Source organism: Paenirhizobium selenitireducens ATCC BAA-1503 (assembly GCF_900492185.1).
GTDB classification, from domain to species: Bacteria; Pseudomonadota; Alphaproteobacteria; order Rhizobiales; family Rhizobiaceae; genus Allorhizobium; species Allorhizobium selenitireducens_A.
On sequence record NZ_UEYP01000019.1, the window covers coordinates 1 to 12,731 of the forward strand.

Sequence of the window (12,731 nt, forward strand, 5' to 3'; positions counted from 1 at the left end):
CGGCCCATGAGCCCAAAGCGACGAAGGAGAAACGGAGGAACTTGACCACCCCAACCACGACGGACGATACCTAAGGCGGGTCACTTCTCGGCGCAAATCCCGGGTCAGCTCTCAGTGCAAATCAACAGGCCTCGAGGAGATGGGGCGCTCACCATCGCGGAATGCCTGTCGGCGGCGGCCGAGGACGGCGATCAGCAAAATGATGATGAGGATCCGAACGTCGCTGAACTTGAACTCAGCATGATGTCCGAGACCAGAAGGATGAGCGTCATTCTTTCCGAAGCGCTCAAGGACCCGCTTCTCACCATGAGCCAAGTTGCACAGTTTGAGATCGAGATTGCCCGGTTGCAGGGCGCAGGGATGGATGCGGAATCGGTGGAATACAAAATCCTGCCGGCGGTCAGGCGCATAGTTCTTAGGGCGGAGTTCGGGCTCGAAAGAGAAATCTACCTGTAATCCCGCGGCAAGGACGAACCTGAAGTCGACCGCGGACCAGAGATGAGTCTATGAGGTAGGCTCGTTCAGTCTATGGCGCATTCAGGAACTCGGCGAACGATCTCTCGCCGATAGGCCGTATCGATTTGGCTCGGTGCCCTCCGGATATATTCGATAGCCACCGCCCGAGGGTCGTCCGGCAGCGCCTGCAGATATGACACGACTTCCTCTGCAGATGGGATGCGCCCGTCCTCTCCCTGGAATTTCGGAGGCAGGTCTGTCCAGATGACGGCATCAATCTCGCGCACGGCCGCCCATTCAGTCAGTCCCGGCAGCGCAGCAGGATCGGACTGGCCTTCACGCCAAACCCCGATGTGGTGCCGATGCGGCTTTCCTTCTCGGATCCGCAAAGATTCCTTGGCTGCCTCTGGATCTTCGGAATCCATCTCGGCCCACAGAGATGTCACCTGATCTGCAGATGGAAGGATGACCAGAGTGATACGGCCGCTTTCCTTTCCGGACTGGCGCACGAATTCCACCCGGATTGGCGGGCCGTCGGGATGCCATCGAGATCGGAGCGGAAGGTCTCCTGGGTTCCAGATGAGTGATCCCCACCCTAAGCATGCGATCTTCATGTGATCCTCAAGATGTTTGCAGAGGTTTACGGCTGCGGTTTGTCTTTGCGCTTTGATATCAGAACGGTCTCGTATGGAACGCCCCAGTTTTCTGTCGATCTGCCGAAAAGTGTGATGGTCTCCACCCCTTCCTGACCCAGTTCACCGTCGGCGAGGACCTCCATGATCTCGCGATGCTTGCCGCGGAGTTCTTCCGGAAAGAGGTAGAATCCGACGCGCGCTTTCCTTGCCAACGGTGGCGCGATGAACATGGTGTTGATGTGCTTCGGATCCTTGAAGGTTCTTCGAACGATCTTGCGCAACTTCACCAGTTGTCGTTCGATCTCCCGTTGCTCCGACGGGCTGGCTGAACTCAACAGATGTAGGCCGACGGTAGTCCACCCCGTCGGCTGCCTTTCGCATAGACGGACAACGATCTGCCGAAAGTGAGGAGAAAGCGAGGCTCGTGGCTTCGGTATGTGGATCTGGGCGTCGCGACTGTTGTAATATCTATCGATCGGAGCCGACATACCCGAAGGAGCGAACACGTTCTCCTTGTCCGGCTTCCCGATGTTAAATCCTGTGACCAGATACAGTCCAAGAAAGTCCAGTTCGTCGCCCATGAGCTGGTAAGAGTCCTGGAAGTGCATCCGTTCGCTCAGGTAGTGAAGAAGAAGGAGAGGGTTGTCGAGAATGTCGATCACGCACAGGAGGTCCGCCAGCGAGATCGTCGGAGCAAGCTGATGATCTTTTGGAACCCAGTCGACCTCCTTGAGTTCGCTGACCGACGAACTCAGAACAGAGAAGTCGTCCAACGTCACGGAGATCCTTATAACCTGATCGACATTCTCGGGATCGATGCCCAGCTTCTGCACTGTAGCTAGAGAGACGGCATCGCCAGACCGGGCCTTCTCGATAAGGCCGTTCAATCTTTCCGACTGAACTGAAGGCTCCAAGATCATCTCTCGGACGTGCTTCTTCACCCTGTCTGGGGCTCCGCGAAGTCCCTCCGGGGTCAGCCTATTTGCCTTCGCCTCGGCTATTAGCACGGTTCTGTCAACGACCACGAGGGCATCAGTCTCGAACTGTTCGGAACCAATCTTCCACTTTGCGCCTGGGGTCACGTTCGCTGAGTGAAGCGCAGTTCGCAGGCAGGAGTCGAGCTTCCCCTCAAGGTAGACGTTCCGAGCCTTCTCCAGCGTCTCTTTTAAACCCGCTTCCGTAGCGAGCCTCTCCATAATCCTATGGATGTGGCTGAAAAACGCCTGGGGCATAGGAATGAAGAATTCGTGTCCGAGATCGATGACCGGCGCGTGCCAGACTGGGTTTCCCAGGTATAGGTGCTCCTCCTTAGTTCCAGTCAGTGCAGCGGGCGAAAGAGCGATCGCTCTCAGCATGGAAACGCAGATCTCCTCCGGCTTACCGCTTACCGCCGATACCTCGTGCGCGGTGAAAGTTGCGTTGGTTTGATGGCGAAGATCGAAGTGCGACATGACGAGGGCCTTGGCGCCTTCGAGATGTATCCCGCGCAGTCCGTCCGCAAGGTTCTTCGATGAGCCCACGAGCCCTGGGACGTGCTTGTAGTAAAGGTCGAAGACCTCTTGAGGCTTCTTTCCTTTCAAGACCTTTGCGAGGACGTTGGTGTGCTCACTATACCGTCGTTCGAGTTCTCCCAGCACTGCGGCCATCGAGCTGATTAAGTCCGTACATGTGAAACCATGATAGGCCGCGAACTGAGCATCGAGGGGTCCATATAGATCGAGCGTGATCTGTTGCACGTCACCCATGTAGCCCCAGTTGCGAATACCGTTCGTGTGCATCCTTATCCGTTGCTGTAACGACAGCACCGCCATTTTCTGGGGGTCTGCTACTTGTCGCCCCTCAAGGATTCGCTGGAAGAAGAAGGCATGCCCCATCTTGGGGACAGCGTCGAAGACGGTTTGCATGACATCCGGAGTAAGAGGATGATGCCCCCACTCTTTCGCAGGGATGGTGAGCAGTAGCGCTTGTAGCAGTTCCGCATGATGAGGAAGGATTTCTTTCAGAGCGTTTCGGTCTGCCACACCCTTTGTCGAGACAAACGTGGTCAAGCCGTATGCTGTGAAGGTGGCAAGGATGTCGAGCGGATCGTGGGATCGAAAACGCTGCTTCAAAAGCTCGATTATCTCTGGAAGCTCTGCAATGCTGGCCTCGGCCGCAGCAATCATCGCGGCCTTGAAGTCTGGATGGTCTTCCTCGCTGATCCCGAAGCTTGACACCTCAAAGTCAGGTGCCGCCGAGAGCTTTTTACTCTCAGTTCGCTTGCTCGACGGTTTTCCCATAGTCATCCCCGCGTTGATCGCCAATAGGCCACTCTCCCACGAAATCGGCATCGCAGCGCCAATTATTTCGCCCTAGCCGTGCAAAATCGACGTTGACGCCCTCCTGAATGTTCTGTATTCGTTCCGGCCCATGAACACCTCCGCGCACCACTCGATACGAATACGCTGACGCACTCCGGCTCCGTCCGGTGTCGCCCTGTTCTGCGTTTCATTTACGAGGGATGCCATGAAGGTAGTCTCAGATGACCGAAGGGACGATGCCGTCCCGCACAAGGTCACGCTCTCACCTATTTACACACCGATGGCGACCATCAAGTGCGATGGCCGTGCGCAATTCCGATCCCAGCAGGCGAGGGACTTCGCGTGCCTGTTGGATCTCGACCCCGACGTCGCCCGATGGAGCACGGCACCGCCGCTGCTCCGGAACGGAGACGACGAGTACCAGCTCGATTTCATCGTCCTTACAGAGGGCGGATCCTTTCTGATCGACGTCGGGCAGGAGGAGCCGGTGCCGCCGATCTGGCTGTTCGCCGAGATCGAATCCATGGGGCATCGGTACCGATCCGTGGCCATGATCGACTTCGCCGAAAGCGTCCGTCTCCGGAACGCGAAGGATCTTCTCCGGTACGGTTTCTATCGCCCGCCGCTCGGCGACAGGATTCGTCTGCTGGCCGGCCTCGAGGAGATGGGGTCGCTCACCATTGCGGAATGCCTGTCGGCGATCCAGGAAGGGCGGCCGATGCCAACACTGGCATCACTGATCCTTCAAGGATTCCTTGAGGTCGATCTCGATGATGACCTGCTGAGTCCGGAGAGCCAGGTTCGCCGGATACGAGGATGACGCAACGCGCCCATGAGCGCCGACCGCATCATCTTAAATTCGGGATCACACACAATGAAAAACGTACTTCGCGACCGGGCAGGCTTCTCGCTGCCGGAATTCCTCGCCTATGCAAGCATCAGCCGGGCCATCCGCCCATATCGCCGCGTACCGCATTTCGCGATCGGAATCGTTCTCGAAAACTGGGAACGGAAGACAAGTTATGTCCAGGCGGCGGTCATGTTCATCGACAAGCGGTCGGACCACCGCTTCCAGGATCACGTCAAGATCTTCGATGAGAACCGTTCGGACCACCACATCGAGGCGGTGATGGACATGCTGCAGCACAAGCAGACCATTATCTTCTTCCGGTCAGAGGATGCGATCCCGGAAGATCTCCGCTTCGCTCTCGATCTCGTCGTCAAGATCGAGCCACCCGACATCCGCCAAGTGCGCGGGGTCGTCAGATGGGGCTACAAGACCAAGGTCACCGATGACCAGGCAGCAGCTTTGATCAACTGCGACTGGCGGCGCCTCAAGCTTGCGATGACCTGGGGCCGACCTATGCCGCGTGTTCTTGCCATCGTTGAGAAGATGGTGCAGGCAGGCGCACCAAGTGTAACAAGCGCACCCAGTCAGACTGGCGAGGTCCTGGCCGATATCAGGCTCGAAGACATGGAAGGCTACGGCGACGCCAAGGTCTGGGGTCTCGACCTCGCACGCGATCTCGATGATTGGCGTTCGGGAAAGATCACCTGGGACGACGTCGACAAAGGTGTTCTGCTTTCCGGACCTCCGGGAACCGGGAAGACGATCTTCGCCAAGGCGCTTGCAGCCACCTGCAATGCAGGTCTCGTTGTCACTTCCTATGCGAAATGGCAGGCGAAGGGCTACCTCAACGACTTCCTCAAGGCGATGCAGAGGAGCTTTCAGGAAGCGAGGAAAAACGCGCCCTGCATCCTGTTCATCGACGAGATCGACGCTTTCGGATCGAGGGACTGTGGCAGCACGCAGAATGAATCCTATGACACCAAGGCAATCAACGGTTTGCTTGAGCAGTTGGATGGCCTTGAAGGGCGCGAAGGGGTCATTGTCGTCGCCGCCACCAACAATCCGCATAAGATTGACGCCGCGATCCTTCGGTCCGGTCGCCTTGATCAGCAGGTCAAAATTCCGCTTCCGGATCTGAAAGCTCGGACCGCAATCTTCCGAATGCACTTGCGAGGCGAGCTTGACGAAGGCCGTTGCAGGTGTCTCGCCGAACTGTCCGAGGGGGTCTCCGGCGCTGACATCCAGAAGATCGTCCGTAACGCACACCGCCGGGCTAGGAGGCTTCGAAGGCCTGTCGAATTGGCGGATGTCCTGTTGTACCTTCCGATCCCGGCGCAAATCCCTCCCGAGACGTTAAGGGTCAATGCTGTTCACGAGATCGGGCACGCGATCGTCGGGGTCGTTCTCGGCATGGAACTGGTCAGCGTCGAGATCTCATCACGGATCCTTCTGACGACGCAGAACCAGCCCGTCGGCAAGGCGACATTCGGACGCCGGCCCTGGGCGCGTCGGACGAAGGCGCACTATCTCGATGCCATCGCCATGGGATTGGGAGGTATGGCAGCGGAGCAGTTGCTGCTGGGATGTCATGATGATGGTGTAGCGGGAGGCCGGGGTTCAGATCTTTACGACGCGACCCGCACCGCAATTCTATTGGATCGGTCTTTCGGCATGGGCGATGGCCTGGCATCGCTGGGCGACATTTCAGAAGCACCGATGATCGACGTCAATCGGATGGATCGCAGTGTCCTCGCCAGGGTGGACAAAGTTCTCAACGAGCAGCTCCTGCGCGCGACGGAAATCTTGGAGCGGCATCGTCCGGCGTGCGAGAGGCTAGTGGATGCCTTGGTGGCCGGACTCGAACTCTCGGGGCAGGAAGTGCTGGATGCACTTGATGCCGATGGTCGCGTCGAGCCACGGGCGGTTCGATCGGGCTAGCAGGAAGCAGGTCAGCGTCCGAATAGCCAGCCGAATACTCCGCGTCGCCTCCTCTCGGGCGGCGACGCGGACGATGAGCTTTCCTCAGCGATCTCGCGGTATAGATTGCCGACTAGGCGTTCGCTCAGCTCGTCCCGTTCCTGCTTCTCATCCGCTCTGATCCTCTTGATGTCGGCGGCCAGCATGTCCTCGTAGAGTTCCGAGGCGGTGGATTGGTTATCGGCCTCACCCCAGAGTTCCCGCATCCATTTGCAATCGGTGACACCGAGAAGAGATAGGTGGTCACATCCGACACGGTCGTATGAGAGGTCGAGAGCGGCAAGACGGGCGTAGGGAACACGCTGGATTACGCCGTAACCAGCGTAACTATTCATCGCTGCAAGATGATGAAGCTCCCGCAGCTCGGCTTCGTATCCGGTCCTCTCCTTCCGTGCTTTCCGGATCTTCATCCGTAGCGAGACGGCCATTTCGCGCCAAGCTGCGGGCAGCGGAAGGTGGCGACGTGCCATCGCGTACCGTTCGTCGGGATCGTCCTTGATGCGGTTGAGCGCGTCGTACCAGAATTCACCGCCCTCGGGAGCAGGCCCCGCGGCCTGTGCGACAAAGGTACCGTCGGGCTGCTTGCTGCCCACAATCTCCCACATGCCGCGATCCAGGGCGCGAGCTTCCTCATCTGACGTGGTGTCGACCCAGTCGCTCAATCTTCAGACGCCTCCTGTTCGGCAACCTCAATGGATACCCGCACGCGCTTCGACGGTAGAACTGCGGGCTCCGGCCGCGCATAATCCGGAGCATGGAAGTACTGCTGGCGGCCGCCGAACCAGATCATCCGCGCAGGCATGTCATGGTCGGGATAGTCGATTAGATCCGGCCAGTCGGGATGTGGGCGATTCTTTCGTAGCGTCTCGTAATCGGTTTTGAACCAGCGGTTCAGGACCGTGACGCTCCGCGAAGGCAACTTCTTCGTCTTCTTCTCATTGAGCGGAAGCTGCATGAAACGCGCATGAACCCACTCTGCGTAGTCGAGTGTCGTCTTTGTCGCCTTGAGACGCTTCCCGGACGGTTCCGCTGTGGCAATGTCGCCTAGCCATATCGCCCGCTCGCGTGTGACCTCGCGAAGCTTGTGATGGTCGTGCGTCATCCGCGTATGGACCGCACCTCCGATGCCGATGTACTGCATGCTCACCTTCCGTTGATAAGGCCGCATGCCGATACACATGTAAAGTCCGTGGTTCCAATTCGCCCGCGCCTCGGCCCGGACCTCATCAAGATCCCAGTAAGGGCCGTACCAGTTGACGGCAATCATTAGATGCTTCGAAATCATTCGTGTTCCTCTCAATATCAGAGAAAGCGAACGTGAACTGGCTCGCCTTCTTTCGAAATAATGCTGGATCCGTACTCCTCCCTGGAGGTCACCATGATCGCGTTGTCCGGTGCCGGGCGGGCGAGTGCCTTGGCCTCATCCCATCCGGCACGCATCAAGACATCGACCTCTTCTTCGGCCAGCATCAAGACGGGCATCGCGTCCTTGTGGATCGGCGCGACGACCTCGTCGGGATCGGTCGTCAGGAAGCCGTAGAGATCGTCGGTCGTGCGGCCCATCGCCTAAGGGGCGCGCAAAACAAGGTTGAACGTATCCCGATGTGTGGAGTGGCAACCCTTTACCTGTTGGTTCCAACCTTGGAGATACGCCACGCCTGATCGGTCGAAGGCCGGACGAAATGGACATATTTGTCGCCGTCAGTGACGACCCTTACGCTCGACACATCAGGTAGCGTTTGAGCAAAGAACAGGTCGATTTCTGATAGCGAAGGCACATCTTCCCGGTCGATGAGAACCATGACGCGCTGCATGTTCAGCCCCCACATATGCACCTTGCATTTGAACTTTCGCTCGAACTCGTCTTTCCACTGCATACGCCTGACCCTATCCACTGTTGTTGTTACAGATACTGCCCGGCCTCACCGTCGGCATCAAAGACAATCACGAAAACTGGCTAGGATAGCCTCATCTCCACCGGGCGGTGCCTCGATGCGTCCGCTGATAAACACTCCTGAAGCCGTATAACTGTTCACGACAACCATGCCGTTTCCACCGCCCAAAGCTCTGGCGACTTTGGGATCGATGACTAGAGAGGCCAACAGCCTCTGGTTCGGATAGAGCCGGATACTGTCTTTGCCGTACTCGTAGCTGCCGGCAGTCGTATCTATCCGAAATCCGTCAATGTGCGTTGTCGAACGGGATGCCATTTCCGGAGACAGCCCCTGTTTATCATCGGCCGCATAGAGATTGATGATAGGACGCTTCTTCCAGCACAGGGTTTCGATCTCGTACAGCCTCTCGAGCGCGCCGGGATTTTGCTCGTTCACGGCGGTTGCGACAATCAAGCCGTCTTTCGGCATCAGCTTGAATTCATGGAAACCTAGCTGCGGCACAATGTTCAGGGCGGAGAGCTGCGCTGCGCTTGGTACGAACATGTTGTCCGGCGAGGTCCCGGATAGCCGCTCGAACAGCTCCGGCTTCGCGCCCATATCCCTCAGATATCCGGCAAGGAAGGCCGAGATGTACTGGGTGGTTTCCATCACCTCCGTCGTCGATGTGCTGCTCCCGCCATAGAATTGATGGAAGCCGATTTTGCCATCGTCCGCGACCTCCCGCTCCACGCCACCCATGAAAGCAAGAGCACAAGCTGAATAGCATTCTGCGCCGGGTCGCTCCTCTCGGTAATATTGGCCTGCGACCTCCGCAGAATATCGCCGAACCTCGGTATGCGCACCGTTCTTCCGTATGAACTGCCCGATCTCGATACCGTCCATCAAGCTACCGCCGGGGCTGTCCAGCGACACGATGAACCTGAAAGAGTCGTAGGCGTTTTCGTCCCAGAAATCCTTGAAGCGCTTGGCATCTCCGCGTTCGATCGTCCCCGTAACGATGATCTTCGATGTCGCGTTTCCATGTTCCATGGAGATCTCGACGGCAGCCGCCGATGTCGCGCTCATCGCGACTGTCGCCGCCAACAGCCTTGCAACGATACTCTTCATTTCGCCCCGCATCCCTCAAATCGATGACCATGCACGTGCATATGCCCCGGCAGTCCCTGACAACCTATGCCGCAACAGCAGCAGGTCCGGCCTACATCCTCTTAACTCGGCAGATCAATGGCCCTCAGCTCGTTGAGCCGCTGGTCGTAAACGGCGTTCAGGCATCTCGCGTCACCGCCGCAATCGTTGCGATCCTTGAGCCAACTGCGCTGAACCTCAAGGAGACGCTTGCGAACGGATTTCTCCACGTTGTTGCGAACCCACATGTAAATGGAATTCATGGCGCGATCTTTGGCCCATAGTTCCGGCTGGCGGCACAACGACAATTCGGTGGGCGTCCTGGCAGCGGCGCACGAAAAGCTCGGCCCATAAATGCCGGTCTCCTGCCCTTGTCCGCGAAGGCTGGCCTCGGTCTCGATGCAGATCAGGAGCGCGCCTTTCTTGTTCAATCCGGACTTCACCTGATCGAGAAGCGGGGTCCACAGTTCTATCCACTTGTCGGAGCCGACGAGCTTGTTGCCTTCGGCGAAAGCGGCCTCGTGCGCGCGCTTCACCGCGGTCAGATCCGGTTGAAGGAACGGCGCACATCGGGATTGCAGCAGCGAATAAGAGACGAACCTGTCGGCGTATATTTCCACCGTAGGTGCAGCCGAAGGTGTGGTGATGTTTGCGCCATCGACCTGGTAGGTCTCGATACCGAGTGCGCGCGCCTTGTCGGGCGTGAGCAGTAGGAAGTCGTTCGGGCCTGCGATGGTGAAGTAGCGGATGGCCTCGATGCGTAGGCCCAGATGGGTGAGGTAGGAGCCGATTTCGGCGTTTGCGACACCGCTCTCCCGGTATTCGCCGTTCTCTTCTCTATAGGCAGCATGAAAACCGATGAGCGACGTATCGGACATGTATCGCCGTACGCCTGACACCCAGATCAGGCCGCATGCGGAGAAGCACTCCTTGTCGGCGGGCACCATCGTTGCGAAGCCCTCCATCCGGATCGTCGCGCCGATATGCAGAGCCTCCTTTACGAGGCCTCCTGGGCTTTGGAGAATGACCGATGCCCGGTTCAGCCCTCGGACGACGGTTTCGAACTTGGCACCATCACCCGCCTCGATCGGGCCTCGTATGCTCACGAACGGCACCGCGATCCCCGGAAGATCGAACTTCTCGATTTCGGCCGCGCTCACGGCACCGACACAACAAAGAAGCATTGCAGCCGCGGCCGCCAGCAATCTCGTCCTGAACATCCCCGGCACCCCCATGCCACCGTACCCGAATTCACCCTATCTATGAGCATACGGCAGGACAATCACCAGCGCGCTCATTGAGTGAGACACGGAAAATGCGTCCCGCACTGATCACCATCCTCACTGACCAGCCGCTCGCTGCCCATCGCCGCCGCCCGGCGCAATCTCCCGAAGGTGACGGCGGCTCCGTGCTTCTTTACGAGTGCGGCCCGGTCGAGAGTTCCTTGACGGCCGCATGTCCGGCATTCGACCGCGATCACGGGATCGCGCACTTGACGCAGCGTCGTCGTCAGATCGAGAGGAGATGACCGACGGCTCATCGGCAAGCCTCGTCATCCGCGATGTCGGAGGAGACGTTCCCGATTGCGCCGCTCTCCCACTGCGATCCTTGCGGCATTGGCTGGCCGGAAACCCGATTTTGCGAGAGCTTCCGCGAACGTCGGCTTTCTCCGGCGGAAGAGATCGGCAATGCGTGCAAGTGCGATGACCATGATGCGTCTCCGGGAACGAAGGTGCGATACGGACATCCGACAATCCGCGGAACCGACAATATCCTGGATGGTGTCTCGTTCAAGGTCCTGATTGCCTTTCTCCGACTGGGCTACGAAATTTCTTCAACAAAGCCGGTCACTTACCGGCGCGTCCTAGCAGGCTGATTCAAAAAGAAAATCTGCGGAATCGCTCATATGGCATCATCGATTTCCTGAAATAGGCCAGCTTGACTCCTCTCCGATAACGGAACGGATACGGAACATAAAGCATTCCGGCGCATGAAGTCGCCTAACCTCAACCAACGCGAACCGGAAGGATTCCGCGAACGATGTCGGCTGTCCGCGATCAAGTCAGGTTCATAACGATCGAGGACCAGACGGGGGTGGCGAACGTCGTGGTCTGGCCGAAGCTGTTCGAGAAGCGCAGAAGGGTCGTGCTCGGCGCCAGTATGATGGCCATCAGCGGCGGGGTCCAACGCGGAGGCGGCGTCGTCCACCCCGTTGCGCAGCAGCTTCTCGATCTTTCGGGAGATCTGTCAGGGCCGGCCGACCGCGACATCGACTTCAAGTTGCCGACGGGCCGAGGCGATGAGTTCGCTCACGGCGGTGCGGGAGGAGGGGATGCGCGGGATCGGCCGAAACCAATCCCGCAGGCCCGGGACATCTACGTCAGGGATCTGCACATCGACACGTTGAAGGTGAAGGCGCGGAATTTCCATTGGAATCCATGAAGATCGTGTCCTTGGCAAGTGGTCGTAGGCCGCCATGAATCCTCGCAGCCAAGGATTCTTTTCGCCGTCCCAACTTTGCGGATGCCTGCTCCCACTCGACATATATCTTGTGTAGTCGGCCGAAACGGCGCTTTGGAAAGTAAATCCAGAAGTTGTTTCGAAAGAGAAAATATTGTCCCGGTTTGGATGTGGTTTTTCTCAGGAAATACTAGGTGGCTTTGATCTTTGGTCGCGTGTCGATGTATATTGTGCCGATATAATATGGTCATTTTCTCCGATCTCGGCTGAAAATGGAGGATTTTGGAAAAATTAACCATCGAATCTCAACCGGCCGTCCTCATGTCGTTTTTTACAGAGGCCAACAATCAAGAGTTACTGTCAACAATGTTGATGCACCTAATCCGGGCACGTGTGGGGATGCTGCGTCGCACGCGAAGGAAGACGCCTGCTTCGATGGCGAGAGACGACAGGGCATCGATGGTCGAAATTTGAACAAAGGGTTCGTCATGGGCGGGGAGATGGCTGAGCAGGCGGCTGTCATGGCGAACAACGCTCGGATGTCACATGAGTGAGCCGCCCGTATGAGAATGGTCTTCTTGGCATCGAAGACACCTCTCGGGAGAGAGGCCCCAGGGCTAATCCGAGTTTATGCGTTCACAGTCCGCATCTATGTGGCGACGTAAAGCTTCATGCTGACGCACGGTGGCGCGACCTATCGGCCGGTCGCGACAGAAGGCATCATGAATTTGCTGGCTTTATTGAAAAAGAGTCCACTCTCATGGTGCCATGCGTCCGGAGTTAACGTAATTAGTCCGGACATATGTGTCACTCTAAATGAAATGGCGCACCCGACAGGATTCGAACCTGTGACCTTTGGAATCGGAATCCAACACTCTATCCAGCTGAGCTACGGGTGCATCCGTCGGCGGGTCCAAGTGACTCGCCGTCAAACCGGTTCGGCGGTCATACCCCAGACTTCCGCCGGCATCAATGCGGAAAATGCGCAATTCGCGGTCCTTCGTTTCGGCGACGCGGCGCGACAGGTGTTGCG

Annotated in this window: 12 protein-coding genes, 1 tRNA gene and 2 pseudogenes; 6 read left to right on the forward strand and 9 right to left on the reverse strand. The window is 57.8% G+C overall.

Annotated features, from left to right (window positions below; all coding sequences use genetic code 11):
• The first annotated feature begins 114 nt into the window (after positions 1 to 114).
• Positions 115 to 456 (forward strand): hypothetical protein, encoded by a 342-nt coding sequence (locus RHIZ70P_RS20465; RefSeq protein ID WP_115672307.1) that lies wholly within the window; start codon positions 115 to 117, stop codon positions 454 to 456.
• 65 nt (positions 457 to 521) lie between these two features.
• Here RHIZ70P_RS20465 and RHIZ70P_RS20470 read toward each other — a convergent pair whose 3' ends face one another.
• Together RHIZ70P_RS20470 and RHIZ70P_RS20475 are read right to left on the reverse strand one after the other, a co-directional pair.
• Positions 522 to 965: a hypothetical protein gene (locus tag RHIZ70P_RS20470; protein WP_147294032.1), complete on the reverse strand. Its 444-nt coding sequence runs from the start codon at positions 963 to 965 to the stop codon at positions 522 to 524.
• 131 nt (positions 966 to 1,096) lie between these two features.
• Complete coding sequence (locus RHIZ70P_RS20475; RefSeq protein ID WP_147294033.1) at positions 1,097 to 3,394, reverse strand: hypothetical protein; 2,298 nt, start codon at positions 3,392 to 3,394, stop codon at positions 1,097 to 1,099.
• A gap of 202 nt (positions 3,395 to 3,596) precedes the next feature.
• Between RHIZ70P_RS20475 and RHIZ70P_RS20480 the strand changes: the two genes are divergently transcribed.
• Together RHIZ70P_RS20480 and RHIZ70P_RS20485 are read left to right on the forward strand one after the other, a co-directional pair.
• A complete protein-coding gene (locus tag RHIZ70P_RS20480) occupies positions 3,597 to 4,211 on the forward strand; it encodes a hypothetical protein (RefSeq protein WP_115672310.1) in 615 nt (204 codons plus the stop codon).
• Positions 4,212 to 4,265: 54 nt separating this feature from the next.
• Complete coding sequence (locus RHIZ70P_RS20485; RefSeq protein ID WP_115672312.1) at positions 4,266 to 6,179, forward strand: AAA family ATPase; 1,914 nt, start codon at positions 4,266 to 4,268, stop codon at positions 6,177 to 6,179.
• Between the two features lie 11 nt (positions 6,180 to 6,190).
• Here RHIZ70P_RS20485 and RHIZ70P_RS20490 read toward each other — a convergent pair whose 3' ends face one another.
• The 6 genes and pseudogenes from RHIZ70P_RS20490 to RHIZ70P_RS20515 form a co-directional block, all read right to left on the reverse strand.
• Positions 6,191 to 6,880 carry a hypothetical protein gene (locus RHIZ70P_RS20490; protein ID WP_115672314.1) on the reverse strand — a complete coding sequence of 230 codons (690 nt, stop codon included), beginning with the start codon at positions 6,878 to 6,880 and terminating at the stop codon, positions 6,191 to 6,193.
• A complete protein-coding gene (locus RHIZ70P_RS20495) occupies positions 6,877 to 7,503 on the reverse strand; it encodes a hypothetical protein (RefSeq protein ID WP_115672316.1) in 627 nt (208 codons plus the stop codon). Before RHIZ70P_RS20495 ends, RHIZ70P_RS20490 begins: the two co-directional genes overlap by 4 nt.
• 17 nt (positions 7,504 to 7,520) lie before the next feature.
• Positions 7,521 to 7,778 (reverse strand): annotated as a pseudogene (locus tag RHIZ70P_RS20500) (SOS response-associated peptidase); the annotation flags it as partial.
• A gap of 62 nt (positions 7,779 to 7,840) precedes the next feature.
• Entirely contained in the window at positions 7,841 to 8,095 is a 255-nt protein-coding gene (locus RHIZ70P_RS20505) for a hypothetical protein (protein WP_115672318.1), read from the reverse strand.
• Between the two features lie 57 nt (positions 8,096 to 8,152).
• Positions 8,153 to 9,220, reverse strand: coding sequence for a hypothetical protein (locus RHIZ70P_RS20510; protein WP_147294034.1), 1,068 nt, complete (start codon positions 9,218 to 9,220; stop codon positions 8,153 to 8,155).
• A 101-nt stretch (positions 9,221 to 9,321) separates the two neighbouring features.
• Positions 9,322 to 10,458, reverse strand: coding sequence for a hypothetical protein (locus tag RHIZ70P_RS20515; protein ID WP_147294035.1), 1,137 nt, complete (start codon positions 10,456 to 10,458; stop codon positions 9,322 to 9,324).
• A 95-nt stretch (positions 10,459 to 10,553) separates the two neighbouring features.
• Here RHIZ70P_RS20515 and RHIZ70P_RS23100 point away from each other — a divergent pair, with 95 nt between their 5' ends.
• From RHIZ70P_RS23100 to dnaE2, 3 genes and pseudogenes are all read left to right on the forward strand, one after another.
• A complete protein-coding gene (locus tag RHIZ70P_RS23100) occupies positions 10,554 to 10,766 on the forward strand; it encodes a hypothetical protein (RefSeq protein ID WP_181904089.1) in 213 nt (70 codons plus the stop codon).
• A 33-nt stretch (positions 10,767 to 10,799) separates the two neighbouring features.
• Complete coding sequence (locus tag RHIZ70P_RS20525; protein ID WP_115672325.1) at positions 10,800 to 11,114, forward strand: hypothetical protein; 315 nt, start codon at positions 10,800 to 10,802, stop codon at positions 11,112 to 11,114.
• 185 nt (positions 11,115 to 11,299) lie between these two features.
• Positions 11,300 to 11,680 (forward strand): annotated as a pseudogene (gene dnaE2, locus RHIZ70P_RS20530) (error-prone DNA polymerase); the annotation flags it as partial.
• Between the two features lie 840 nt (positions 11,681 to 12,520).
• On the opposite strand, the gene RHIZ70P_RS20535 reads toward dnaE2, so the two are convergent.
• A tRNA-Arg gene (locus RHIZ70P_RS20535) sits at positions 12,521 to 12,597 on the reverse strand.
• Positions 12,598 to 12,731: the final 134 nt, after the last annotated feature.